The 25,965-nt window shown below is 73.3% G+C and carries 20 protein-coding genes and 1 pseudogene; 16 read left to right on the forward strand and 5 right to left on the reverse strand.

Translation table 11 applies throughout. From position 1 onward, the window contains the following. Nucleotides 1-191: 191 nt before the first annotated feature. The 11 genes from KV381_RS00975 to KV381_RS01025 all read left to right on the forward strand — a co-directional run bounded on the left by KV381_RS00975 (nt 192) and on the right by KV381_RS01025 (nt 14,310). On the forward strand, nt 192-1,457 hold the full coding sequence (locus tag KV381_RS00975; RefSeq protein ID WP_030086473.1) for an ABC transporter substrate-binding protein: 1,266 nt from the start codon (nt 192-194) through the stop codon (nt 1,455-1,457). A gap of 135 nt (nt 1,458-1,592) precedes the next feature. Beyond that, nucleotides 1,593-2,435 (forward strand): carbohydrate ABC transporter permease, encoded by an 843-nt coding sequence (locus tag KV381_RS00980; protein WP_030086472.1) that lies wholly within the window; start codon nt 1,593-1,595, stop codon nt 2,433-2,435. Beyond that, entirely contained in the window at nt 2,422-3,348 is a 927-nt protein-coding gene (locus KV381_RS00985) for a carbohydrate ABC transporter permease (RefSeq protein ID WP_030086471.1), read from the forward strand. The genes KV381_RS00980 and KV381_RS00985 overlap by 14 nt, the downstream gene beginning before the upstream one ends. Before the next feature lie 63 nt (nt 3,349-3,411). Continuing rightward, nucleotides 3,412-4,176 (forward strand): SDR family NAD(P)-dependent oxidoreductase, encoded by a 765-nt coding sequence (locus KV381_RS00990; protein ID WP_030086469.1) that lies wholly within the window; start codon nt 3,412-3,414, stop codon nt 4,174-4,176. Next, nucleotides 4,164-5,957, forward strand: coding sequence for a heparinase II/III family protein (locus KV381_RS36895; RefSeq protein ID WP_267881890.1), 1,794 nt, complete (start codon nt 4,164-4,166; stop codon nt 5,955-5,957). Before KV381_RS00990 ends, KV381_RS36895 begins: the two co-directional genes overlap by 13 nt. 3 nt (nt 5,958-5,960) lie before the next feature. After that, a complete protein-coding gene (locus KV381_RS01000; RefSeq protein WP_030629836.1) occupies nt 5,961-7,946 on the forward strand; it encodes a hypothetical protein in 1,986 nt (661 codons plus the stop codon). Between the two features lie 3 nt (nt 7,947-7,949). Next, nucleotides 7,950-8,627 carry a DUF624 domain-containing protein gene (locus KV381_RS01005; RefSeq protein WP_230543896.1) on the forward strand — a complete coding sequence of 226 codons (678 nt, stop codon included), beginning with the start codon at nt 7,950-7,952 and terminating at the stop codon, nt 8,625-8,627. Continuing rightward, nucleotides 8,624-9,706, forward strand: a complete 1,083-nt coding sequence (locus KV381_RS01010) for a right-handed parallel beta-helix repeat-containing protein (RefSeq protein WP_030086461.1) — start codon at nt 8,624-8,626, stop codon at nt 9,704-9,706. Before KV381_RS01005 ends, KV381_RS01010 begins: the two co-directional genes overlap by 4 nt. Then, entirely contained in the window at nt 9,703-10,854 is a 1,152-nt protein-coding gene (locus tag KV381_RS01015; protein ID WP_030086459.1) for an SGNH/GDSL hydrolase family protein, read from the forward strand. The genes KV381_RS01010 and KV381_RS01015 overlap by 4 nt, the downstream gene beginning before the upstream one ends. A 59-nt stretch (nt 10,855-10,913) precedes the next feature. Then, nucleotides 10,914-13,331 carry a polysaccharide lyase 8 family protein gene (locus KV381_RS01020; RefSeq protein WP_230543894.1) on the forward strand — a complete coding sequence of 806 codons (2,418 nt, stop codon included), beginning with the start codon at nt 10,914-10,916 and terminating at the stop codon, nt 13,329-13,331. A gap of 4 nt (nt 13,332-13,335) precedes the next feature. After that, nucleotides 13,336-14,310 (forward strand): alpha/beta fold hydrolase, encoded by a 975-nt coding sequence (locus tag KV381_RS01025; protein ID WP_030086455.1) that lies wholly within the window; start codon nt 13,336-13,338, stop codon nt 14,308-14,310. A 9-nt stretch (nt 14,311-14,319) separates the two neighbouring features. On the opposite strand, the gene KV381_RS01030 is transcribed toward KV381_RS01025, so the two are convergent. The 3 genes from KV381_RS01030 to KV381_RS01040 all read right to left on the reverse strand — a co-directional run bounded on the left by KV381_RS01030 (nt 14,320) and on the right by KV381_RS01040 (nt 19,211). Next, on the reverse strand, nt 14,320-15,939 hold the full coding sequence (locus KV381_RS01030) for an NAD(P)/FAD-dependent oxidoreductase (RefSeq protein ID WP_086777126.1): 1,620 nt from the start codon (nt 15,937-15,939) through the stop codon (nt 14,320-14,322). A gap of 98 nt (nt 15,940-16,037) precedes the next feature. Further along, nucleotides 16,038-18,266, reverse strand: coding sequence for a serine/threonine-protein kinase (locus KV381_RS01035; RefSeq protein WP_218784256.1), 2,229 nt, complete (start codon nt 18,264-18,266; stop codon nt 16,038-16,040). 48 nt (nt 18,267-18,314) lie between these two features. After that, a complete protein-coding gene (locus tag KV381_RS01040) occupies nt 18,315-19,211 on the reverse strand; it encodes an oxygenase MpaB family protein (RefSeq protein ID WP_086779825.1) in 897 nt (298 codons plus the stop codon). A 138-nt stretch (nt 19,212-19,349) separates the two neighbouring features. On the opposite strand from KV381_RS01040, the gene KV381_RS01045 reads away from it, so the two are divergent. Next, a complete protein-coding gene (locus tag KV381_RS01045) occupies nt 19,350-19,793 on the forward strand; it encodes a hypothetical protein (RefSeq protein ID WP_218784257.1) in 444 nt (147 codons plus the stop codon). A gap of 7 nt (nt 19,794-19,800) precedes the next feature. Here KV381_RS01045 and KV381_RS01050 read toward each other — a convergent pair whose 3' ends face one another. Further along, nucleotides 19,801-20,727 carry an SDR family oxidoreductase gene (locus KV381_RS01050; protein WP_218784258.1) on the reverse strand — a complete coding sequence of 309 codons (927 nt, stop codon included), beginning with the start codon at nt 20,725-20,727 and terminating at the stop codon, nt 19,801-19,803. A gap of 117 nt (nt 20,728-20,844) precedes the next feature. Between KV381_RS01050 and KV381_RS01055 the strand changes: the two genes are divergently transcribed. The 4 genes from KV381_RS01055 (at nt 20,845) to KV381_RS01070 (ending at nt 24,811) form a co-directional block, all read left to right on the forward strand. Then, nucleotides 20,845-21,522, forward strand: a complete 678-nt coding sequence (locus tag KV381_RS01055; RefSeq protein WP_218784259.1) for a TetR/AcrR family transcriptional regulator — start codon at nt 20,845-20,847, stop codon at nt 21,520-21,522. A gap of 91 nt (nt 21,523-21,613) precedes the next feature. Then, nucleotides 21,614-22,309: a TetR/AcrR family transcriptional regulator gene (locus KV381_RS01060; protein ID WP_030629814.1), complete on the forward strand. Its 696-nt coding sequence runs from the start codon at nt 21,614-21,616 to the stop codon at nt 22,307-22,309. Nucleotides 22,310-22,358: 49 nt separating this feature from the next. Further along, complete coding sequence (locus KV381_RS01065; protein ID WP_030086441.1) at nt 22,359-23,510, forward strand: NAD(P)/FAD-dependent oxidoreductase; 1,152 nt, start codon at nt 22,359-22,361, stop codon at nt 23,508-23,510. A gap of 116 nt (nt 23,511-23,626) precedes the next feature. Continuing rightward, nucleotides 23,627-24,811: an alpha/beta hydrolase gene (locus KV381_RS01070; RefSeq protein WP_199786686.1), complete on the forward strand. Its 1,185-nt coding sequence runs from the start codon at nt 23,627-23,629 to the stop codon at nt 24,809-24,811. A gap of 15 nt (nt 24,812-24,826) precedes the next feature. On the opposite strand, the pseudogene KV381_RS01075 reads toward KV381_RS01070, so the two are convergent. Next, nucleotides 24,827-25,776: pseudogene (locus tag KV381_RS01075) on the reverse strand (hypothetical protein). Between the last annotated feature and the right edge of the window lie 189 nt (nt 25,777-25,965).

The following is a 25,965-nucleotide window of genomic DNA, read 5'->3' on the forward strand; positions in this document are numbered from 1 at the left end:
GTGTATCGATTTACTGAAGTCTCTCTACCGATACACCCGTTAACGTGGGCGAAAAATTCTTGTGCATCAGCTGTTGACGTCGCTCCAACGGCATTCCTAGTCTCAGTGCATCGATTTACCAGTGCATCCCAGCCATGGCCGGGATCTCTTCACTGGATCGATCCACAGACTCCACCTCAAAAGGGGTGCTCATGGAACTCAACAGACGGTCGCTGCTCGCCGCCATCGGTGCGGGCACCGCCGCCGCGCTCACGGGCTGCGGCACCGGCACCTCCGCGGCCGGCTCCGCCGACGGTCACGCCGAGGGCGAGATCACCCTCCTCACCCCGATCTACGAGGGCGCGAAGGGCAAGACGCTCCTGGAGGGCGAGACGCTGGGCGGGTTCCGGAAGAAGTATCCGGACGTCAAGGTAAACGTGGACTACACCACGTACGCCCAGCTCAACGAGAAGATCACCACCGGGCTCGCGGGCGGCCTGCTGCCCGACGTGCTGATGATGGGCGTCGGCTGGATCCCGCCGTTCGCCGCCAAGGGGGCGATCGCGGAACTGCCGGAGAAGCTGGCGAAGGCCCACGACTACGAGAAGCGGGTGCTGGAACCCTCCCGCCACGACGGCAGGCTGTACGCCCTGCCCGTCGTGCTGGACACCCGCATCGTGGTCTACCGCAAGGACCACTTCGCCGAGGCAGGCATCCGCAGGACGCCCGGCAACTGGTCCGAACTGCGCTCTGTCGCCAAGCAGTTGACGAAAAACGGCCGGGTCGGCTTCGACCCCTTCTCCATCGATCTGCGCCAGTGCTGGGAGACCTTCCTCTTCGCCAACGGCGGTCAGCTGTTCAGCGCGGACGGCAGGAAGGTGCTGTTCACCGACGCCCGCGGGGTGGAGGCACTCCAGTTCTTCAAGGACCTGGTGGCCGACGGCTCGGCGGACTTCGCACGCAAGACCGCCGCCGGAGCCCCGTCGAACGTGCAGACCGGTCAGGCGTCGATGATGATGACGACCAGCGCACTGTGGGTCCAGGTCAAGGAGCAGCACCCGGAGCTGATCGAGCAGGACAAGCTCGGCGCGTTCGTCCTGGCCAACCGCAGGCCCGCGATGCTCCAGGGCGGCACCCTCGTCACCCAGTCGGCGAGCTCCAAGCACCCGGCCGCGGCCCGTGCGCTCGTGGAGTGGCTGGCCACCCCCGAATCGATCCTCGGCGCGGCCCAGCAGCGCGGTTCGGTCCCCGGGCTGCGGGATCTGGACGACACCGGTTACGTCAAGGAGAACCAGTTCGTCGACCTCTCCCTGAAGAACCTCCAGCACGCGGCGTCCGAGGGCGGCACCGCCGCCTGGATGGAGATCCGCGAGAAGATCAAGCCGACGCTGGAGCCCGCGATCGTGGGCGGCCAGTCGGCGAAGGACGCCATCGCGGAGCTCGGCCGGCTCGCCGAGGCCGCCATCGGCCGGATGTGAGGACCCGTCACTGTGGGAGCGACATCCGTACTGAAGGCGCGGCCCGTGCGGCCGCCCGCACCTCCTGAACCGGCGCCGACCCGGCGCACCCGCAGGACCCCCACGGGCCCCGGACGCCGACGGCGCCGGGCCGGCATGCTCATGGTGGCGCCCGCGCTGCTGCACGCCTCGCTGTGGATCGGCCTGCCGGTGCTGGCGGCGGTGGTCCTGGCGTTCACGAAGTACGACGTGCTGACCGCCCCGCAGTTCGTGGGGCTCGACAACTTCCGGGACATGCTGGACGACGCGGTCTTCCGCAAGTCCATCGTCAACACCGTCGTCTACACCTTCTTCACCGTGCCGTTCGGCATGCTGCTGGGCCTGCTGCTGGCGCTGGCCCTGCACACCGGGCTCAAGGCCCGGGGCATCTTCCGCACCGCGGTCTTCCTGCCGCAGGTCACGGCCACCGTCGCCATCGCCCTGGTCTGGCTGTGGATCTACAACCCGGGCAACGGCCTGTTCAACGCGCTGCTGTCGTTCATCGGCATCGACGGCCCGGCCTGGCTCTCCTCTACGGCGTGGGCGATGCCCTCGGTGATCCTGGTCGGCATCTGGCAGGGCATCGGCATGAAGATGCTCATCTATCTCGCCGCGCTCCAGTCGCTTCCCCGGGAGCTGTACGAGGCGGCGTCGGTGGACGGCGCCTCGAAGGTCCGGCAGTTCTTCTCCATCACGCTGCCGCTGCTGAAGCCCGCCACGTTCTTCGTGCTCATCACGTCGATGATCGGCGCGTTCCAGTCCTTCGACCAGATCTACATCCTCACCGACGGCGGCCCCGCCAACAGCACGACGATGATGACCTACGAGATCTACAAGTCCGCCTTCCGGGAGTTCCGCGTCGGATACGCCTGCGCCCAGTCCCTGGTGCTGTTCGTGCTGCTGATGGGCTTCACCCTGGTCAACCGGCGGATCATGGGAGGCACCCGTGGCCACAGTTGAGACGCGGAAGCCGGTGGACGTCAGCCCCGTGAAGCGCGGACACGACGGCCGGCGGCCGGTGTCCCCGGGCCGGATCGCGCTCTACATCACGCTGTCGGTGATCTCCCTGCTGATGGTGGTGCCGTTCGTCTGGATGGTGATCACCTCACTCAAGTCGCCGGTGGACATCGCCTCCCAGGACGCCGGACTCCTGCCCAGCAGCTGGCAGTTCGGCAACTACGTCGACGCGTTCCGGGCGGCGCCGTTCGCCACCTACGCCCGCAACAGCTTCATCATCGCCTTCAGCCACACCGTGCTGAACGTGCTGGTCGCCTCCATGGCCGGGTACGCGCTGGCCCGGATCAGGTTCCGGGGCAGTGAGGTGATCTTCTACCTCTTCATCGCGGCGCTGATGATCCCGACGTACACGAAGGTGCTGCCGGAGTTCCTGATCGTCCGCTTCATGCCGCTGGCCGGCGGGAACGACATCCTCGGGCAGGGCGGCAGCGGCTGGCTCGACACCTGGTGGGCGCTGATCGTCCCGGGTGCGGTGACGCCGTTCGCGGTCTTCCTCTTCCGCCAGTTCTACCTCGATCTGCCGGTGGAGCTGGAGGAGGCGGCCCGCCTCGACGGCCTCGGCGAGTTCCGCATCTACGCCCGGATCATGACGCCGCAGGTCAAGCCGGCGCTCACCACCGTGGCGCTGCTGACCTTCGAGTCGTCCTGGAACAACTTCCTGTGGCCGCTGCTGGTGACCCGGACGGACAGTCTGCGGGTCATCCAGGTCGGGCTGTCCGTCTTCAAGACGGAGAACGGCACCCAGTGGCACTACCTGATGGCCGGCACCACGCTCGCCACCCTTCCCATGGTGCTCCTCTTCCTCATCGGCCAGCGCTACTTCGTGCAGGGCTTCGCCACCGCCGGTCTCAAGTGAACCGCCGGTCTCACCTGACCGGCCCCCGGCCCGCCGTGGCCGGAAACCGAAAGGGCTTCACCCATGTCTGCTGATCTTCAGGGCTCCCGTGCGCTGGTCACGGGGGCGGGGCACGGCATCGGCCGCGCCATCGCGCTCGCGCTGGCCGAGGCCGGCGCCGATGTCGCCGTGCACTACCACTCCTCCGCCGACCGGGCCGTCGAGACGGTCTCCGCGATCGAGGCACTGGGCCGGCGCGCCAAGGCCTTCGCCGCCGACGTGACCGTGAGCGCGGAGGTGGACCGGCTGGTCGAGGAGGCGGCCGGCTTCCTCGGCGGACTGGACGTCCTGGTCTGCAACGCCGGTCACCTCGTCGGCCGCGCGACCATCGCCGAGATGACCGACGAGCACTTCGACCGGGTGATCTCCACCAACCTGGGTTCGACGTTCCGCACGGTGCGGGCGGCGCTGCCGCATCTGGAGCGGTCCTCGGCCGGACGCGTCATCACCATGTCCTCGCTCGCCGCGCACAACGGCGGCGGCCCGGGCTCGGTGGCGTACGCCGCCGCCAAGGCCGGCATCCGCGGCTTCACCAAGGGACTGGCCAAGGAGCTGGCCGGAACCGGCATCACCGTCAACGCGGTCGCGCCGGGCTTCATCAAGGGCACCGACTTCCACGACACCTTCACCGCGCCCGCGGCGCAGGAGGCCATGGAGGCGGGCATCCCGGTCGGCCGGGCCGGCACCCCCGAGGACGTGGCCTCCGCCGTGGTGCATCTGGCCTCGCCCGCCTCGGGCTTCCTCACGGCGACCACGACGGACATCGACGGTGGCGTATGGCCGCGTTGAGGCGGATCGCGCGGGAGCGCGGCGGCTGGTGGCACGCGTACATCTGCCCGGCGCACGGGGTGGAGCTGGAGCACGGCGATCTCCTGGCCGGGGTGTTTCCCGAGGGCGGTGCGCGGTGTGCGCACGGCTGCCGGGTGGACAGCGAAGCGGTACGGGGCGCGTGGCTGGTCCTCTCGCACCAGGCCTGGGCCCGGCGGCTGCGGGTGCTGGCGCACCGGGGTGAGCGGGCGGAGGCGGTGGAGCGGCTGGTCGAGTACACGGGCCTGTACGCCGAGTTGGCCGCCGGCCGGCACGGCGAGGCCCAGACCTGGATGCTGCGCGGCCGGCTCTTCCACCAGGCGCTGACGGACGCCATCTGGGCGGTGAACGTGGGGCACGCGGTGCTCACGCTCGCGGAGAAGGAGGCCAGTGACCTGGCGGCGGTGCTGCCGCTGCTGGAGACGCTGGAGGAAGCGGCGCTGGAGGCCCGGGAGGTGCTGATCTCCCGGGGGCAGCTGGCCTCCAACTACACGGCGTGGCTGAACGCGGCCGGTGTCGCGGCGGGCCGGGCGGCGGCGGCCGTACGGGAGGAGGCCTGGGCGGGCGCCGGGCGCTGGCTGGAGGGCGAACACGGGCTGTACGCACATCTGCGGGCGGCCGTCGCGGACGACGGCTGGGAGTGGGAGGGCAGCACCTATTACCACGGCTTCGTGCTGCGGGCGGCGCTGCTGGCGCTGCGCTCCACCGCCCCCTCCGCCCTGCCTGCCGATGTGGTGGGCGTGCTGGCGGGGATGACGGACGTGCTGGCCGCCGTCGCGACGCCGGGCGGTGTGCTGCCCGCGCTGCACGACGGCCCCTACCGGCGGAACGCCCTCGGCCTGGAGTGGCTGGAACTGATCGCGCTGGCCCAGCAGTCTGTGCCGTCGGACGCGCTGGCGCTGGTGGCGGACCGGGTCCGGGCGGAGCTCGGCGACGCGGACGACGCGCTCGACCGTGAGCTGGGCGGCTGGTTCGCCGGTCCGCCGCTGCTCCGGCGGGCCGCGCCCGCGCCGGTCACCGTGTTTCCCTCGACCGGGTACGCGGTGCTGCGGGCGGCGGGCGTCCACGCGCTGGTGGACTTCGGGCCGCACGGCGGATCGCACGGCCACCGGGACAAGCTCTCGCTGTATCTGTACGGCGACACCACCGCGTGGCAGCCGGACCCGGGTCAGGTGCCCTACGCCCACCCGGAGTTCCGCGATCTGTACACCTCGACGGCGGCGCACCCCGCGTTCCGGGTGGACGGCGCCGAGCAGGCCGAGTGCGCCGGTGCGCTGACCGCGGCGGACGCCGTGTCGGTGACCGCCGAGGTGACGGAGGCGTACGAGGGCGTCCGGGCGGTCCGCCGGGTGGCCGTCGGCCCGTGCTATCTGGTGGACCTGCTGACGGTGGAGGTCACCGGGCGGGAGAACCCCCGGGTCACCGCCCAGCTGCGGCCCGGCACCGCTCTGGACGTACAGGTGCAGGCGGCGGGCCCGGTGCGCACCACCTGGTACGGGGAGGAGACGCTGCACGGCTGGCACACGCAGAGCGCCGGAGTGCCGGTGCGCCCGCTCACGCTGCCGGGCCCCGGTCCGGCGGACGACCCGCAGCGCACCAGGACCCGGGTCGACTTCACGGCCGAGGCCGCGCACACCGTCTTCGCCTCGGTCTACCAGGCGGCGTCGGCGGGCCCCGCGGTGAGCGACGTACGGCTGGACGGCGGTGAGCTGACCGTGGAACTGGCGGACGGTTCGACGGCCCGCTTCCGGACGGAGGACTGAGCCGTGCTGCTCTCGGCGACCCCACCGCCCGGTCCGCGCCCCGCGCAGGAGACCCGGGTGCGCGAGGAGGCGGCCCGGCACCGCGCCCTGACCCCGCCCCGCACCCATCCGATGGCCAGCATCACCTGGCTCGGCCCGGCCGCGTCGAACCCCGCCCTGGCCTACCGGGTCGGCGGCGATCCGGCCGATCTGGCGGAGAGCGTGCGCTGGATCGAGGCGGCGGTGCGGCTGCCGCACTGGGGCCGGGCCCATATGCCCGACCACGACCTGGACGCCGGCTGGCTGCTGCACCATCTGGCGCTCGCCCTGCGCTGGATCGGCGACGACCTGCCGGAGGACGTGGGCGCGCTGCTCCGGTACAAGCTGCTGCTCCAGGGGCGCCGTCTGTACGACTTCGCGGTGGCGAGCGAGGGCCGCTGGTGGTCGTCCTCGTACTGGCAGAACCACAACTGGATCTGTTACGCGGGTCTGGCGACGGCCGGCTATGTGCTGGGCAAGGAGGAGTGGACCGAACGGGCGAAGTCGAACCTCGCCACGGTGCTGGAGGTGCTGCCCGAGGACGGTTCGCACGCGGAGGGGGTCGTCTACTGGCGTTACGGGGTCCCGTTCCTGGCGATCCATCTGGATCTGCTGGCGGAGGCCGAGGGCGTCGACTGGTGGGACCGGGGAGGCTTCATGGCGAACACCTTCGGCTACCGGCTGCACCAGAGCGCGCCCGGCTTCGCGTTCACGGTCGACCACGGCGACTGCCACGACCGGCGCAGCGGCCACAGCGCCGCGCTCTACTACCGGCTGGCCGCGCGGTACGGCATCGCCGAGGCGCAGTGGCTGGGCGATCTGGCCTCGGGCGAGCTGCTGTGGGCGGAGGCGGAGCACAGCGGGGTACGGCCGGGCATCCTGCCGGAGGCGTACCTCGAATATCTCTGGTACGACCCGGCCGTCGCGCCCGCCCGGCCCACCGCCACCCGGGCGTTCTTCCCGGATCTGGGGCTGCTCGCGGCCCGCACCGGCTGGGACGACGACGCCACCGCGGTGTCGTTCAAGGCGAGTCCGGGCGGCGGCCACCGGGCCTGGGAGACGAGCGCGAAACACCGGACGGAGCTGGGCCACGAGACACTCAACCAGGGGCACCACCACCCGGACTCGGGCTCCTTCGTCCTGCTGTCGCGGGGCGCCTTCCTCGCCGTGGACGACGGCTACAGCAACCGCAAGCGGGCGGCGCACCACAATCTGCTGCTGGTCGACGGGCAGGGGTACGCGGACGAGGACCGCTACCACGTCTACGAGGGGATTCCCTTCGAGCGGCAGGCCCGGCAGCGGGACGTGCTGGTGGGCGAGGAGGAGGGGTGGGCGCACGCCACGGCGGAGATCGCCGCGATGTACGACCCGGCCCTCGGACTCCGCCGGCTGGACCGGACGCTGGTGTTCACCCCGGCGGGGCGCCTGGTGCTCCTGGACCTGGCGGAGGCGGACGAACCTCGCGCGTGGACGTTCCTGCTCCGGACGGACCGGCCGACGGAGGAACACGCCGACGGCACCCGGCTGATCAGGTCCGGTGAGGCGACCGCCCGGGTGCGGCGGCTGGCCCCGGACAAGGCGTCGGTGCGCACCGGGGTCCTGGAGGTGGCCGCCAATCCGACATCCAGCACTCCGGAACTGCGGCTCGTACGCACCCTGCACACGCTCGACGTGACCACCGCCGCCTGCCGCTCGGGCCTGTTCCTCACCGCCATCACGCCGGACGCCGCGTGCGCGGTCGCCGGGACGGAGTTGGCCGAGGGGCACGGCGTGCGGTTCGCGGACGGCGAGGAGAGCGTGTTCCTCTCCCCCGTCGACCGCCGTGTGCGGGGCGACGGGCTCTCGGCGGACGCCGCCGCCGTCCTGCTCTCCGCCGACGGAGCCCCGTACGTCGTGGCGGCGACCCGGCTGGAGCTGGCGGGCCGGGTACTCCTCGACGTACCGGAGCCGTACACCGGAAAGGTCGGATAGCCCATGGGGACACCTCTGGCACCTCCCACACCTCCCACACCTCTCGCACCGCTGCCCGGGGCGGTGGCCTCGCCGCCCGCTCCGGAAGCCACCCCGTCCGGCCGGCCGACGCTGCTGCGCCGGCTGGAGTTCATCGCCTACCCGGCCGCCGCCGGGGCCGCGTTCACGCTGCTGGCGCTGGGCGTGGTGACCTGGCTCCCGGCGCTTGCCGCGATGGGCCGCGCGCTCCAGCGGTGGCGGGTGGACGGGGACAGCCGCTGCTTCGCCAACACGTTCGCCGCCTTCGGCGGTTACTGGCGCGCGCTGTGGCTCCACGGTCTGCTGTCCACCGCCGCCGCGGTCGTCCTGGCCGCCAACACCGTGCATCTGCTGGGCCGTTCGGAGGCGTGGACCTTTCCGTTGCTGGCCGCGCAGGTGGGCATAGCGGCGGCGTTCGTGATCCATCACGTGGCGCTCGCGGCCGAGGCGGGCCGTGCGCCCGAGGGCGGTGTCCGGGGCTGGTCGGCCGGGGCGCTGTCGCTCGGCTTCGGGTCTCCGGCCCGGGGCACCGCCCTGCTCGGCGCGGTGGTCTCCGCCGTCCTGCTCTCCCTCGTCGTACCGCTGGGGCCGCTGCTGCTCGGCCCCAGCGTTCCGGTCCTGCTCGCCCTGTCCTTCGCCGATCCCAGGAGGCACACCTCATGAGCCGTGTTCCGCGCACCGCCCTGGCCGCCGCGCTCGTCGCCGGCCTCGCCCCGCTCCTCGTCACCACCCCCTCGGCCGCCGCCCCGGCGGCGAGCGCGTACTACGTGTCACCGTCCGGCAGCGACGCCAACGCCGGTACGTCGGCGGGCGCCCCGCTGGCCACGATCCAGAAGGCGGTGGACCTGGCCCCGGCGGGCGCGGTGGTGAACCTGGCCCCGGGCACCTACCGGCAGGACGTGGTGACCGCCCGGGCCGGGGTCACCCTCACCGGTCCGTCGAGCGCCGTGGTGAAGGGCGCGGGCGAGGCCCGGATCATCCAGGTCCGGCACGACAGCACGACGCTCAGCGGCTTCACCGTCGACGGGCTGCACGGCTCGGCCTCGGACGTGTCGGGCTACCGGCTCAAACTCATCTATGTCATGAGCACGACCCCGGGGAACGGGGTCGGCGGTCTGCGGATCACCGGCATGACCCTCAAGAACGCGGCCGACGAGTGCCTGCGGCTGCGCTACCTCGTGACGGGGGCCGAGGTGGACGACAACACCATCACCGACTGCGGGGTCGCCGACTTCGTGTTCGACGGCGGCGGGAAGAACGGCGAGGGCGTCTACCTCGGCACGGCCCCCGAGCAGCAGGGCTCCAACGGGGCTCCGGACGCGGCGGCCGACGTCAGCCGGAACAACCGTATCCATCACAACACCATCGTCACGCGGGGCAACGAGTGCGTGGACGTGAAGGAGAACGCGACGAACAACTACGTGGAGCACAACGACTGCAGCGGCCAGCGCGACCCCAGCTCCGGCGGGCTCGACGCCCGGGGCAGCGGCAACATCTTCCGCTACAACACCGTCCACGACAACGTCGGCGCGGGCGTCCGGCTCGGCGGTGACACCGCGACGGACGGCACCGCGACCTCCGTCTACGGCAACACCATCACCGGCAACGCGGGCGGCGGCATCAAGTTCATGCGCACCCCGCAGGGCCCGGTCTGCTCCAACACCATGAGCGGCAACACCGGCGGCGACGCCGTGGGCACCTACGGCAGCTCCTACGACCCGACCGGTGTGTGCCCGAAGTGAGCGGCCGGGGGCCCGCGAGACGCGGGGTTCTGTACGCGGCGGCGGCAGCCGGGGCCGCCGCGGTCGCCACCACGGCGACGGACGCGCGCGCGGCGGGGACGACCGGCCCCGCTCGTTCCCGCTGGACGACGTCCTGGGCCACCGCCCAGACCGCGCCGACCCCCACCGATCCGGTGGCGTACAACGGGCTCACCGACGGCGACTGCACGGCCGTGCTGCGGCTGTCGGCCGGCGGAGCGGTCCGGCTGCGGTACGCGAACACCTTCGGGACCGCGCCGGTGCTGGTCGGCCCGGTGACGGCGGACGGCCGGCCGGTGACCTTCGCCGGGCGGAGCCAGGAGTGGCTGGCGGCGGGCGCGAGTCTGACCAGCGACCCCGTCGCGGGGCTGCGGGTGGCGGACGGGGCGCGGCTGGAAGTGCGGACGCGGGTCCCCGGCCCGACCGGTCCGCTCTCCTTCCACCGCAACACCCATGCCTGGCACACCGTCGACGGGGTGCGCACCCGGTCGGTCCTGCTGCTGACCGGGGTGGAGACCACCGGGGCGCGGGGCCCGGTCGTCGCGGTGTTCGGCGACTCCATCGCGGAGGGCGTCGGCACCCCCGACGACGCCGATCTGCGGTGGCCCGACCAACTGGCGCGGCGTCTGCCCGGTTCGGCCGTCGCCAACCTCGGGATCAGCGGCAACCGGCTGCTGCTCGACGACGTCCGATTCGGGCCCGGCGGCCAGGCACGCTTCGACCGCGACGTGCTCGGGCTGCCGGGACTGCGGACGGTCCTCGTGCACCTGGGCGTCAACGACCTCCAGCAGCCGCCCGGCCAGAGCGGTCCTGACCCGGTGCTGTCCGGCTACCGGCAGCTGGCACTGCGTGCCCGGGGCGCCGGGTTGCGGGTCGTGGGCGCCACCATCACCCCGTTCGAGGGGTGGACCCGCTGGTCGCCGGAGCTGGACGCGGTCCGGGAGCGGATCAACCGGGCCGTGCGCACCGGGCGGATCTTCGACGGCGTGGCCGACTTCGACGCCGCGCTGCGCGACCCGGACCGCCCCTCCCGGATGCTCCCCGCCCACGACAGCGGCGACGGACTGCATCCGGGCCCGTCCGGTCACGCCGCGCTGGCCGCCGCCGTCGACCGCCGACACCTCCTGTGAGCCGACACCTTCCGTGAGCAGGCACCTCCTGTGAGCCGACACCTTCCGTGAGAGGCGACATGACGAACCGAGGCACCACCCGGCGCACCGTCCTGACCGGTGCGGCCGCCCTGGGCGCGGCGGCCACGCTGCCCCTGCCCCTCGCCGGCCCGGCCCATGCCGGTTCCGGCACCGCCCGGACCGGGGCGCCGGACGCGGCGGCGCTGCGCGCCCGTTGGCACACGCTGCTGACCGGTGGCCCGGACCTCGACCGGGACGACGAGCGGATCGCCGCCGCCGTCGCCCGGGTGGGGCGGGCCGGGGCCACCGCCGCCACCGGCCTGGACCCGACCCGGACGGACGGGCTGTTCCCCGACCTGACCAGCACGACGCTCTCCAACCACGTCACCACCTCGTTCAAACGGCTGGCGACGGCGGCCACCGCCTGGGCGGTCCCCGGCACCCCGCAGCACGGCGACGCGGCGCTGCTGGCGAAGCTGCTGGGCGGCGTCGACTGGATGCTGACCCACCGTTACGGCCCCGAGCACACCCGCTTCGACAACGACTGGGACTGGGAGATAGGCGCGGCGCTCGCGCTCAACGACACGGCGGTGCTGCTCCACGACGAGCTGGGCGCGGAGCGCCTGGAACGGGTCACGGCCGCCGTGCACCACTACACGCCGGACCCGAACCTGTGGCGGGTGAACCGGCAGATCGCGACCGGCGCCAACCGTGTGTGGGTCTCCACCGTGGTCGCCGTCAACGCGGTGCTGCGCGGCGACGGCGACGCGCTGGCCCGGGTGCGTGACGCTCTTTCGGACGTCGAGGGTTCGGGCGCCAACAGCGTCCTGGCCTTCAACGACACCGGCGGCGCGGCGGCCGGCACGGGCGAGGGCTTCTCGTCCGACGGCTCGTTCCTCCAGCACTACAAGCACCCGTACAACGGCGGTTACGGCAAGGAACTGCTGGGGAACCTGTCCCGGCTGCTCAATCTGCTGGCCGGAACCGCGTGGACGGTGACCGATCCCGATCTCGACAACGTGCGGGGCTGGGTGGACGACGGCTTCGACCCGCTGATGTTCCGGGGCGATGTGATGGCGTCGGTGTGCGGGCGGGAGATCGCCCGGCCGAGCAAGCAGGGGCACGCGTCGGCGCAGACCGTCATCGAGGCGGTGCTGCGGCTGATCCCGTGCTTCCCGGGTGAGCCCGCCGACCGGTTCACGGCGCTGGTGAAGCAGTGGATCGCCGAGGACGGCTACCGCGACTTCCTCGCGGTCACCGACCTCGCGTCCCTGGTCGCCGCGCAGCGTGCGATCGCCTCCGCCGTCCCGGCCCGCGGCCCGCTGGTCGCCCACAAGCAGCACCCGATGATGGACAAGGCGGCCCACCACCGCCCCGCGTTCGGACTGGGCATCTCCGCGTACTCGACCCGGATCTACAACTACGAGTCGATCCAGAACGAGAACCTGCGCGGCTGGCACCTCTCGGACGGGATGGTGCTGCTGTACACCGACGATCTCGGCCACTACAGCGAGGACTACTGGCCCACCGTCGACCCGACCAGGCTGCCCGGCACCACCGTCCTCGCCGGGCGTCCGGCCGACGCGGCGGGGCAGCGCACCACCAGCACCGCCGACTGGGCCGGCGGCACCGCGCTCCCGGGCACGACGCTGGGCGCGTACGGGATGGAGCTGCGGGCCTTCGGCAGCACGCTGCACGGGCTCAAGAGCTGGTTCTGCCTGGACGACGTCATCGCCTGTGTCGGCTCCGGCATCACCGCGGATGCGGGCACCGCGGAGACCGTGGTGGAGAACCGCAAGCTGCGCGACCCGCGGGCCGCGCTCCTGGTGAACGGCGCGGCGGCCCCGGACGCTCCCGGCTGGTCCGCCGGGCTGACGGACGTCCGGTGGCTGCACCTGGCCGGAACCGGCGGATACGTCTTCCCGAGGCCCGCATCCGTGCGCGCCGTGCGCGAGGAGCGCACCGCGACCTGGCGGGAGATCAACCTCAAGTACGGCACCGACACCCCGGTCACCCGTCCGTACCTGACGCTCTGGCACGACCACGGCCCGGCCCCGAGCGGCGCCGGCTACCACTACCTCCAGCTCCCCGCCGCCTCCGCCGCGCGCACCCGGCTGCTGGCGGCCGCGCCGCCGGTGGAGCTGGTCGCCGACTCGACCGCCGTGCACGCGGTGCGGCGCGGCGCGGACGGGCTGCTGGCGGCCAACTTCTGGCGGGCCGGCTCGGCGCGGGAGCTGCGCTGCGACGGTCCGGCGTCCGTCCTGGTGCGCCCGAAGGGGCGGACCGTGGCCATCGCCCTGTCCGATCCCACCCAGCTGCGGTCCACCGTGGTGGTCGAACTGGCCGGGCGCGGTCTGACGCTCGCCTCGGGCGGCCCCCGGGTGAGCGCGGCGCGCACACCGGGCGGCATCCGGATCACCGCCGACACCTCGGGGCTGAACGGCGCGACCCTCGACCTCACCCTGAAGAGGAGCTAGAGCCTTGCTGTTCGACATGGATCTGGAGCGGCTGCGGGAGTACCGCCCCGAGCCGCAGGAACCGGCCGACTTCGACGCCTTCTGGGCCAAGACCCTCGCGGAGGCGGCCCGGCACGACGTGGACGCCCGGTTCGTCCCGTACGAGACGGGTCTGGCGACCGTCGACGTACTCGATGTGACGTTCAGGGGCTGGGAGGGGCAGCCGGTCAAGGCGTGGCTGATGCTGCCGAAGCAGCGCTCCGGGCCGCTGCCCGCCGTGGTGCAGTACATCGGGTACAACGGCGGCCGGGGCATCCCGTACGCGTGGCTGACCTGGAGCGCGTTCGGCTACGCGCACCTGGTGATGGACAACCGGGGGCAGGGCGGCGGCGGCAAGAACACCGCCGACACCCCGGACATCGGGCCCGAGGGCCACGGTTCGTCCTCGCCCGGCTTTCTGACCCGGGGCATCGAGGACCCCCACCGGCACTACTACCGGCGGCTCATCACCGACGCGGTCCGGGCCGTGGACGCGGCGAGGGCCCATGAAGCGGTGGACGCCGGGCGCGTCGCCGTCCTCGGCGGCAGCCAGGGCGGCGGGCTCGCGCTGGCCGTCGCCGGGCTGCGCGACGACGTGTCGGCGGCCGTCGCCGATGTGCCGTTCCTCTGCCACTACCGGCGGGCCTCGCAGATCACGGACTCCGGACCGTACGCGGAGATAGCCCGCTGGCTCTCGGGGCACCGCTTCCGGATCGAGGAGGCGATGGAGACCCTGTCCTACTTCGACGGGGTCAACTTCGCCGCCCGGGCGAGCGCTCCCGCATGGTTCTCGGTGGGGCTGATGGACCGCGTCTGCCCGTCCTCCACGGTGTTCGCCGCCTACCACCGCTACGCGGGGCCGGCCGAGATCGAGGTGTTCCCGTACAACGGGCACGAGGGCGGGGCGGAGTACGACCTGCCGCGCAAGCTGGGTGCGCTGCGGGGGGTGTTCGGGGCCTGAGCCACGGTGTCACCGGCCCAGCGCGGCCATCGCCGCGTTGTGGCCGGGGACGCCGCTGACACCGCCGCCGCGCACCGCGCCCGCCCCGCAGAGCAGCACGTTGGCGTGCGCGGTCTCCACACCCCAGCGCCCGGTGCCCTCCTGCGCGTACGGGAAGGAGAGGTCGCGGTGGAAGATGTGGCCGCCGGGCAGCCGCAGATCGCGCTCCAGGTCGAGCGGGGTCTTGGCCTCGATGCAGGGTTCGCCGTTCGCGTCGAGGGCCAGGCAGTCGGTGACCGGCTCCTCCAGGTGTGCGTCCAGTTCGGCCAGGGTCGCCTTCAGCAGGGCCGCGCGGGCGGCGTCGTTGTCGGCGGCGAACAGGCGTGCCGGGGCGTGCAGGCCGAAGAGGGTGAGGGTCTGGTAGCCGCGCGCGACGAGGTCGGGGCCGAGGATCGAGGGATCGGTCAGCGAGTGGCAGTAGATCTCGGAGGGCGGGGCGGCGGGCAGCCGGCCGGCCGCAGCGTCCCGGTAGGCGTCGGCGAGCTGCCCGTACCCCTCGGCGATGTGGAAGGTCCCGGCGAACGCCTGCCGGGGGTCGACGGACCGGTCGCGGAGCTTCGGCAGCCGCGTGAGCAGCATGTTCACCTTGAGCTGGGCACCCTCGGCGGGCGGCGGCGGGGTCTCGCCGAGGAGGGCGGCGAGCGCCTGCGGGGAGGCGTTGACGAGCACCCGGCGGGCGGCGACGACGTGTTCGCCGTCCGGGGTGCGGACGGTGACCTCGGCGGCGCTCGTGTCGCTCTCGATCCGGGTCGCCTCGTGCTGGACGCGGATCTCGGCGCCCGCCGCGCGGGCGGCTCCGGCCAGCGCGTCGGTGAGCGCGCCCATGCCGCCGACGGGGACGTCCCAGTCGCCGGTGGAGCCGCCGATCACGTGGTAGAGGAAGCACCGGTTCTGGAGGAGCGAGGCGTCATGGGCGTCGGCGAAGGTGCCGATCAGGGCGTCGGTGAGGACGACCCCGCGCACCAGGTCGTCGGTGAAGTTCTCCTCGACGGCGACGCCGAGCGGCTCCTCGAAGAGCATCCGCCAGGCGTCGGCGTCGTCGATCCGCGCGCGCAGCGCGTCGCGGCCGGGCAGTGGTTCGGTGAGCGTGGGGAAGACGCGCTCGGCGACCCGCCGGGTCATCCCGTAGAACCGCTGCCAGGCCGCGTACTCCCGCTCGCCGCCGGTCAGCGCCGCGAACGACTCCCGGGTGCCCTCGCCCGCCACGAGCAGCCCGGTGGGGCGGCCGTCGCGGACTGCGGGGGTGTAGGAGGAGACGGTCCGCTTGCGGACGGCGAAGTCCAGACCGAGATCGCGGACGATCTTGTCGGGCAGCAGGGACACCAGGTACGAGTAGCGCGAGAGCCGGGCGTCGACCCCGGCGAACGGCCGGGTCGAGATCGCCGCTCCCCCGGTGGTGCCGAGACGTTCCAGGACGAGGACCGACTGTCCGGCGCGGGCGAGGTAGGCGGCGGCGACCAGACCGTTGTGGCCGCCGCCGACGATCACCGCGTCGTAGCGGTCCCGGGCGGGCGCGCCGGGCCCGGAGGATCCCCGGGTGGCGGGCTGACCTGCGGATGTGCGGGATGCGGGTGTCTGGGGTGCGGGCATGCACCTTCGTAGCACGCCGCCGTCCGTTCCGGCCAGAGGCGGCGGACGGCTGCCGCCGGTGGAAGCGGAGGCAGGCCGTCCGGCGGCAGGCGGTCTCCCTAGACGGCTTCCGGCCGGTCGGCCCCGGCCGCGATCGACGGGACGCCGCCGGAGGCCTCCGGCGGCCGTCCGAGCCGCGCCAGGCAGTGCGCCTCGTCGTCGCGGGCCGCCAGCGTCTGGGGGTGGTCGGGGCCCAGCACCCGGGCGCGCGCCTCGGCGACCTGGCGGTACGCCACCAGCGCCTCGCCCCACCGGCCGAGCCAGCCGAGCCCGGCGGCGACCTCCCGGCGGCTGATCACCGTGTCCGGGTGGTCGGGCCCCAGGGTGCGTTCCCGCAGCGCGCAGACCTCGCGCGCCTCCGCGAGGGCCTCCTCCCAGCGGCCGAGCCGCCCGAGGTTGACCCCGAGGCCGTGGCGGGCGCGCAGCGTCTCCGGGTCGGCCTCCCCGGCGGTCCGGGTGCGGTCGGCGACCAGGGACCGGTACAGCTCCAGGGCCTCCGCGTCGCGGCCGAGCCGGCCGAGGCTGATGCCTGCTTCGTAGCGGGCGGCGAAGGTGTCGGGGTGGTCGGACCCGAGGGTGCTCGCCCGGGCCCGGGCGACGTCCTGGTAGGTCTCCAGCGCCTCCGCCCAGCGGCCCAGCCTGCCCAGGGTGTACGCCACTTCGTAGCGGGTCGCGAGGGTGTCGGGGTGCGTCGGGCCGAGCAGCCGGGCGCGGGCCTCGGCGACCTCGCGGGCCACCCGCCAGGACTCCTCGGGCCGCCCCAGCCGGCAGAGGTTGAACGCCAGGTTGTGGCGGCAACGCAGGGTGTCGGGGTGGTCCGGGCCCATGACGCGTTCGCGGACGGCGAAGACCGCCTCGTACACCTGGTGGGCCTCGGCGTGCCGGCCGAGGCGGCCCAGGGCGTGGGCGGTCGCCTGGCGGGCGGCGAGCGTCTGCGGATGCTCGGCGCCCAGGGCCCGTTCGCGGCCCTCGGCGACCCGGGTGAACTCGCGCAGCCCTTCCTCGGCCCGGCCCGTACGGCTGAGGGTGAGGCCGATCTCGTAACGGCTGGCGAGGGTGTCGGGGTGGTCCGGGCCGAGGACGCGGTCGCGCTGGGCGGCGACCTCGCGGTGCACCTCGCCCGCCTCCTCCCAGCGGCCCAGCCGGCCGAGGTCGATGCCCGCGCTGTGCCGGCCCTCCAGTGCGGCGAGGAGGTCCGGGGCGGGCTGCGGGGCCGTCAGCGAGACGAAGGTGTGGGCGTGCGGGGCGGTGGCGCCGGAGGCCGCCGTGGTCCACTGGCCCGTCAGGGCGGCGGCCGGGTCGGGCGGTTCGGCGACGGGGTCGCTCGCGCCGAACGCGCGGTGACCGGCGGTCATGGTCCGGGTCCAGGCGGGCAGGGCCGGTGGCTGTGCGGGCCCGGAGTGCGCGAGGGGGCCCGGTCCGAGCGCGGGCTGTTCCCCGGTCCGGCCGAGGACGATGCGGCGGCGCAGGTCGCCCGCGTCCACGGGCCGCTCGTCGGGGGCCTTGGCCAGCAGGTCGAGGACGACGCGGTCGAGGAAGCCGGGCAGCTCGGCCCGGTGGGTGCGCAGCGGTTCCGGCGGGGTGTCGCGGTGTCCGACGAGCACGGCCCAGGCGTCCTCCTGGTCGAACGGCGGTACCCCGGTGGCGATCTCGTACAGCACACAGCCCAGTGAGTAGAGGTCGCTGCGGTGGTCGACCTCCTTGCCGCTGATCTGCTCGGGTGACATGTAGTGCGGGGTGCCCATGGCGAGGCCGGTGGTGGTGAGCCGGGAGGTCATGCCGATGTCGTGGCCGAGGCGCGCTATGCCGAAGTCGCAGATCTTCACCGTGCCGTCGGTCAGCCGCATGATGTTGGCGGGCTTGAGGTCGCGGTGGACGATGCCCTGGCGGTGGGTGTAGCCGAGGGCGTCGGCGACCTGTTCCGCGATGTCGACGACATGGTCGACGGGCAGCGGGTGCTGCTGGTTGTCCGCCAGGAGCTGGCTCAGGTTCTGCCCGTCGAGCAGTTCCATGACGAGGTACAGCACGCCCTCGTGCTCGCCGAAGTCGTGGACGACGGTGACGCCCCGGTGCTGGAGGGACGCGGCCACCCGGGCCTCGCGCCGGAAGCGTTCGCGCAGGATCCGGGTGAACGCCCGGTCGTGCTGGGGGCCCATGGGCTTGAGGCATTTCACGGCGACCTGACGGCCCAGCGACTCGTCGCGGGCGCGCCACACCTCGCCCATGCCGCCACGCCCGATGAGTTCGAGCAGTCGGTACCGGCTCTGGATCAGCCTGGTGTCCGCCATCTGCCGCTTCCCGCCCCCGTTTGTTCCCCGCTGTTCCCGCTGCTGGTGCTATGCCCTCCCCGGCCCGTCCAGTATGGCGGCCGGTCCGCGGAGTTTGTACGCGGCGGGGCGGCTGCCGGGTCCCAGCCGTGCCATCGCTCCGAGGATATGACCGGGCGGCAGTTGCCAGCGCACCCGGTCCGGGATCGCGCGCAGCACGGCGCCGGTGGCGCGCAGCCGCCGGTCGACGGTGGCCGGCGGCGGGGCCGGTCTGCCGTACAGCTCGTGGGCGTACGGGGGCAGGGACTGGTAGGCGAGGGCCGCGACGCGCCGCCACAGCAGGGCGCGCGCCGGGACGAGCCAGGGGCGCACGGGCGGTCGGCGGAGGAAGTCGTCGACGTCGGCCGCCTCGGCCCCGGCGGCGAGTTCGGGGCGTACGCGGTCGAAGTAGGCGGCGAGTTCGGCGGTGGTGGCGGGCACCCGGTCCGGGTCGAGGCCGACGAGGCGGGCGCCGGTGCGGTGTTCGTCGATGTACCGGTCGGCCTGGGCGTCGGTGAGGGGGAAGCCGGAGCGGCGCTGGACCTGGAGGTAGGAGTCGGCCTCGGCGCAGTGCACCCAGAGCAGCAGCTCCGGTTCGTCGACGCCGTACGTCTCCCCGGTGTCCGGGTCGGTGGCCTTGAGGCCGCGGTGGATCCGGCGGACCCGGGCGCCGGCCCGTTCGGCGGCGTCGGTGGTGCCGTAGGTGATGGTGCCGACGAAGGAGGCCGTCCGCAGCAGCCGCCCCCAGGCGTCCCGGCGGAAGTCGCTGTTCTGGGTGACCCCGCGCACGGCGCGCGGGTGGAGCGCCTGGAGGTAGAGGGCGCGGATGCCCGCGATCCACATCATCGGGTCGCCGTGCAGCTGCCAGGTGACCGACCGGGGCCCGAAGAGCCCCGGATCGGGGCGTCCGGGCGGGGCGTCGTTCATCCGCGGGTACCTCCGGCTCAGCGGTGCACGGGGGCGGTGCCGGTACGCGTACAAGATCGGGAACAATGGTACGCCGGGGAGCCGTGGTTGCGGCAGGGCGCTTCCGGCAAGGCGGGGCGGACGACGATCGGGGGGACGATGCCCAGGTGGGGGCTGGTCGTGGAGCAGAATCTCGGGTTCGGGGGGCAGCGCCGGATGTGGACGGCCGATGTGCTGGGCCATGTGGACGGCACGCGCGAGGAGGCGCTGGAGGCCCTGCGGGTGCGCGCCGAGACCTACGCTCCGACCCATCCGTTCAGTCCCCGGCGTCGGCGGATCTACCGGGAGCAGGACGGCTTTCTGCTGGTCCTGGACGGGTCCTGGCAGAGCTTCCACTGCCGGTTCACGGTGGCCGAGCAGCTCCTGGACAGTGCGGCCCCGGAGCCGTCCTCCCCGCTGGAGCCCGCCCCGGAGGAGGAACCGGAACCGTCCGCACCGGACCCGGTGCGCCGCCGGACGCCTCCGCCGCCCGAACCGCCGAAGGCGTGGGACGCCGATGTGCCGGAGGTTCCTTCGTGGTTCGGCCGCGAGGACCTGTCCTGACGTACGGTCAGGCGGCGTGGGCGGGCAGCGACACTCCCGTGAGCCGTTCGGACGCGGCCCAGAGCCGGGCGTTGGCGGCCGGGTCGAGGGCCCGGCGGGTGATGCGGGCGGGGGCGGTGGGCCCGACGAGTCCGAAGCGTCCGCCGGGGCCGTAGTAGCTGCCGGGGGCGACGTCGGCGGCGGTGGCCGCGTACAGCAGGGGTTCGGCGCCCTGCTCGGGGAGCTGGGACGGCAGGATCTTCATCGAGTTGAGCATCGAGCGCTTGGGCCTGTCCCGGCCCAGACTCGCGCCCGCCGTCTGGAGGTTGGTGCGGGTGTACCCGGGGTGGGCGCCGGTGCTCAGCAGCTCCCAGCCGCGCTCGGCGGCCACGTCCGCCAGCTGCCGGGTCATCATCAGGTCGGCGAGCTTGGACTGCGCGTAGGACAGATGGGCGCTGTAGCGGCGGCGCTCCCACTGGAGGTCGTCGAACCGGATCCGGCCGTAGGCGGCGGTGCCGCTGCTCATCGTGACGACCCGGGGCGCGGGGGCGGCGAGCAGCAGCGGGAGCAGCCGGACGGTGAGCGCGAACGGGCCCAGGTAATTGCTGCCGAACTGCAGCTCGAAGCCGTCGGCGGTGGTCATCCGGGTCGGCGGGGCCATCACTCCGGCGTTGTTGAGCAGCAGGTCGACGGGGGTGCCGTCGGCGATCAGCCCGTCGGCGAACGCCTGGACGGATGCCAGCTCCGCGAGGTCGACGCGGCGGACCTCGATCCGGGCCGCGGGGTGCTCGGCGAGGATCTCGGCGCGGGCCCGCTCGCCCTTGGCGGGGGTGCGGACCGCCATCACGACGTGTGCCCCGGCCCCGGCGAGCCGGCGGGCGGCCTCCTTTCCGGTGCCGCTGTTGGCTCCGGTGACGACGGCGGTCTTCCCGCTCTGATCCGGAACGGCGTACATGGCGGACTCCTTCACGACAGACTGGACCCGCCAATAAAGAACCGGCGGTCTCTTGATGAAAACGCTAGCAGACCGTCGGTCCGATAACAACAGACCGAGGGTCTGTAAGGTGTCCTCATGACAGAGACGCCCTTCCAGCGCGCCCGCAGCGAGGAGCAGCGCGCGGTGCGCCGCCGAGCGATCCTCGACACCGCGGCGGCGATGCTCACGGAGCTGCCCGTGGCCCAGGTGAGCCTGAACGAGCTGAGCCGGCGGGTGGGGCTGGCGAAGTCGAACGTGCTCCGCTATTTCGAGTCCCGCGAGGCCGTGCTCCTGGAGCTGCTGGGCAGCGCCCAGCGCGACTGGCTGGCCGGTCTGGACGCGGAGTTCGCGGCGACGGTGGACGCCGGGGCCCCGGCCGCCGAGCGCACGGACCGGGTGGCCGCGACCCTGGCCGCGTCGCTCGCCGCCCGCCCGGTGCTCTGCGATCTGATCAGCGCGCAGGCGGCGGTCCTGGAGCGCAACGTGTCCCCGGAGGTGGCCGCGGCCTACAAGCGTGCCGCCCTGGCGAACGTCGCCGAGCTGGCCCGGCTGGTACGCGAGCGCGTGCCGGAGCTGGACGAACACCGCGCGGGGCGGTTCGCCGCCGGGGTGCTTCTGGTGACCGGCGCGATCTGGACGCACGCCCAGCCCTCGGCCGCGATACTGGCGGCCTACGAAGCGGATCCTTCGCTGGCGGCCCTGCGGCTCGACTTCACCGCCACGCTCGAAGAGACGCTGGCCGTCCTGCTCACCGGGATCCTCGCCCGCCCCTGAACCCGGCAGGCGCTCCACTCGCGCCGCGCCGCACCGCCCGACGACGGTGAACGAACTTGTTCGTAACGAACATGTTCGTTACGGTGGTGGCATGAGCCCTTCCTCCTCTCCCGCCCCCCGGAGCCGCCGGGAGCGTCCGGCGAAGCCCGCCCTGAGTCACGGGGCGATCGTCACGGCGGCCGTACGGATCATGCGGTCCGAGGGGCTGCGGCGTGTCACCGTGCGGCGGCTGGCGAAGGAGCTCGACACCGGACCGGCCTCGCTGTACGTCTACTTCTCCGGCACCGCCGATCTGCACGCGGCGATCCTGGAGGAGTTCCTCGGCGCGGTCGATCTGGGCCCCGTGACGGGTCCGGGCGACTGGCGCGACCGGCTCGCCTCGGTGCTCGTCTCGTACACGGGCGTCCTGTTCGAGCACCCGAGTCTCGCGCACTCCGCGCTCGTGGTGCGCCCGTCCGGCACCCACTATCTCGGCCTGGTCGAGGGGATCCTGTCCCTCCTCCACGAGGGCGGCGTCCCCGACGGGCAGGCGGCGTGGGGGGTCGACCTGCTGCTCCAGGTGGCCACCGCGACCGCCGCCGAGCACTCCGCCCGGGACGAGAGCGCCTCGGCGGGCGAGGAGTGGAACGCCCTGGCCGAGGCCCTGCGCTCAGCACCGGCCGACACCCATCCCCGGATCGCCGCCCTCGGCGACGACCTGATGTCAGGAACCCCGGCACAGCGTCTGCGCTGGCTGTTCCACGCGGTCGTCAACGGCGCCCTCACCACCCCGCGCGACCCCGCCTGACCCGGCTCCCCCACCGGACGGCGGTCGCCCCCGCGAAAGGACCGACACCATGACCACCACCCCCCACCACCCGATCGCCGTCATCGGCGGCGGACTCGGCGGTCTCACGCTCGCCCGCGTCCTGCACGTGCACGGCGTCCACGCGACCGTCTTCGACCTGGAGGCGTCCCCGGCGGCGCGGACCCAGGGCGGCATGCTCGACATCCACGAGGAGACCGGCCAGGCGGCCCTGCGCGAAGCCCGCCTGTACGAGGAGTTCACCGCCCGGGTCCACCCCGGCGGCCAGGCGATGCGCGTCCTCGACCGGCACGGCGTCGTCCGGCGCGAGGAGCCGGACGACGGCAGCGGCGGCCGCCCCGAGATCGACCGCGGGGACCTGCGGGACCTGCTGCTCTCCTCGCTCCCGGACGGCGCCGTGCGCTGGAACGCGAAGGCGGTGTCCTGCCGTCCGCTGGACGGCGGCGGGCACGAGGTCGTGCTGGCCGACGGCTCGGTGTTCACCACGGACCTGCTCGTCGGCGCCGACGGCGCGTGGTCACGCGTCCGCCCTCTGGTGTCCCCCGCGACCCCCGCGTACACCGGTGTCTCGTTCGTCGAACTCGACCTGAACGACGCGGACGTACGCCATCCCGGGGCGGCCGGGCTGATCGGCGGCGGTATGTTCTTCGCACTCGGCGAGGAGAAGGGCTTCCTCGGCCACCGCGAGACGGACGGCAGCCTGCACATCTATGTGGCGCTGCGCGCGGACGAAAGCTGGCTGGGCACCGTCGACTTCACCGACACCGACGCGGCGAAGGCGATGCTCGCGAAGCACTTCGACGGCTGGGCGCCCGCCCTGCGCGATCTCATCGACGCGGCGGACGGCCGGCTCGTGCCCCGCCACATCCACGCCCTGCCCGCGGGTCACCGCTGGCCCCGGATCCCGGGCGTCACGCTCCTCGGCGACGCGGCCCATCTGATGTCGCCGTTCGCCGGAGAGGGCGCCAACCTGGCCCTGATCGACGGCGCGGACCTCGGACGCTGCCTGGCCACGCACCCCGGCGACACCGAGGCGGCGCTCACCGCCTACGAGGAGATCATGTTCCCGCGCGCCGAGGACACGGCCCGGGAGTCCGCCGAGGGACTCGACGTCATCTTCGACCCTCGCGCCCCGCAGCCGCTGGTCGACATGTTCGCGCGGTTCGACGGCGAACAGCACTGACCACGACCGGGATCGACACCGGTTTCGTCGTTGCCGCGCGGCGGGGGCACGGGAAGACTGAGGCGCGCCGGGGCGGGGCAGCACCGGAAGTCTGCTCGGATGACGGGGGAACGGTCATGAGTATGCCGATGGGGTACGTGGCGTCGACGGCGGTCCTCACCTGGTGCACCTTCTTCGCCGTGGTCGCACCGCGCCGGCCCCGGCCGCTGGCGAGCATGAGCTTCTGGTTCGGCCTGGGCATCAACGAGGTGCCGTTCATGGGGCTCTACCTCCTGGTGGGCTCCACGGTGCTGGCCGGCGCCGAGGGCGATCTGCGGTCGCCGGGCGCCAAGGTGACGGCCGCGGTGGCCGCCGTCGCCGCCGCCGGTCTGGCGGTCTCCGCCTGGCGGGGCGTGCGGACGGACCGGGTGGTCGGGGCGGCACTCCGGCAGGGGCTGGGGGCCGACTGGCGGGAGCGGGTGCGCGTACCGCTGCGCCGGCACCGCCCCTGGGCCCGCATCCTGCTGCTGCCGGCGCTCATGTGGCGCCGCGACGTGGAGCGGATCCCCGACATCCGTTACGGGCCGGCCGGGCGGCGGAATCTCCTCGACGTCTACCGCCACCGCGGCGCACCGCGGGGCGGGCCGGTCCTGGTCTACTTCCACGGCGGCCACTTCACCGGCGGAGCGAAGAACCGCGAGGCGCGGCCCCTGCTGTACCGGCTCGCGAGCCAGGGGTGGGTGTGCGTCAGCGCGAACTACCGGCTCCGGCCGGAGACCTCTTTCCCCGGTCACCAGATCGACGCCAAGAAGGTCATCGCCTGGGCCCGCGAGCACGCCGCCGACCACGGCGGCGATCCGTCGAAGCTGTTCGTGGCGGGCAGTTCCGCCGGATCCAACCTGGCGGGTCTGTGCGCGTTCACCCAGAACGACCCGCGGTTCCAGCCGGGATTCGAGTCCGCCGACACCTCGGTCACCGCCGCGATCTGCCTCTACGGCTACTACGGGCACTACTTCGGCGACCGGCCCGACGAGGAGCCGTCCCCGAACCAGCCGCAGGGCTACCTCCGTTCCGGTGCGCCACCGGTCCTCGTCGTCCATGGCGCCAAGGACGCGCTGGCGACCGTGGAGGCCGCCCGTCACTTCGTCGGCCGGCTGCGCCGGATCTCGGACGACACCGTGGTCTACGCCGAACTGCCCGGCGCACAGCACTCGTTCGACGTCTTCCACTCCCCGCGCTTCGAAGCGGTCGTGGACGGCGTCGAGGCCTTCGCCGCCCGGGTGCTGGCCGATCCGGGGCGGTCGTCCGCCGACACCCCCTAGTGCCTGGCCGGCAGGTCAGGACCGGGCGCGGGACCGGCGGACGGGGTGGCCGCCCGGACCGTCGGTGAGCCAGGAACCGTCGCCCAGGGGCACCATCTCGTACGGGCCGGTCGCCTCGACGGTGATCGGGCCGCCGGCGTGCCCGTGCGCACGTCGACCAGATGGTGGCGGAACCACTCCTCCTCGTCCTCGCTCTCACCGCCCAGGGTGACGACGGCCGTGTCCTCGGTCAGGTAGCCGCCGCTCCATTCCAGGAAGGTGTCCTCCGGGTCGTATCCGAAGGACTCGACCGGGAGCGTGAAGAGCACCTCCCCGTCGGGGTGGCGGTGGAAGGCCACATCCGCCTGTTCGTGGTCGACGGTCATGAACTGCCGCCCGCACGGGGCCAGATCGATCAGGCAGCGGTCGTGCCACGGGTACGTCGTGAACGCGGCCGCCCCGTCCGCCCCGACCGTGCCCCGGAGAACCACGGCACCGTCCTGCCCCTCGCCGATGTCGAGGTAGACGCTGCCGTCCACGGGGTGCGCATGGTGGCCGCCGCCGTGCCCGACCGTCTCCAGCTCCCGGCGGGCGAGGACCGCTCCGCTGTCGGCGTCGTGCACGACCCACTGGTCCGTGCCCGCGCGTCGCGCCATCGCGTCGGGCCGGTAGACCCAGACCGTCCGGCCGTCCGGAGACAGCGCGCAGCCGGGCCGGTGGCCGTGCCTGACGTCCGAGCGGGGCTCGAAGTCCGAGGCCCACACCGGGTCACCGGCCCGGGTGAGGCAGACGACACCGTTCAGCGTCGTGTACACGACCCGCTCCAGGTCGTGCCGGACCGCCGACTCCACGACCTCGTCACCGGCCCGTGGCCGGAACACCGCGGCGGGCTCCAGCGTCCCGTGGGCGCCGGAGTCCATCACGTAGGCATGGATCCGCCCGTCGTGGTGGCGCGTGATGACCTTGGGCGGTGGCGCGGAGTTCATCCGCCGAGGATAAGGCCCGCCGTGCTCCCTGTTGATCAGAGCCAGGACGGCGGACCCCGCGGACCCGGTTACGGCACGCGTCAGGCCCAGGGGTCCACGGCACGGTCACCGAAGGAGGTCCAGGGCTGCCGGCCACCGCCCGGGCGGGCCTGCACGCGCGTCCGCACCCGGCCCTCGCGAGGCCCGGGA

Source organism: Streptomyces sp. WY228 (assembly GCF_019287315.1).
In the GTDB taxonomy this organism is placed as follows: domain Bacteria; phylum Actinomycetota; class Actinomycetes; order Streptomycetales; family Streptomycetaceae; genus Streptomyces; species Streptomyces caviscabies.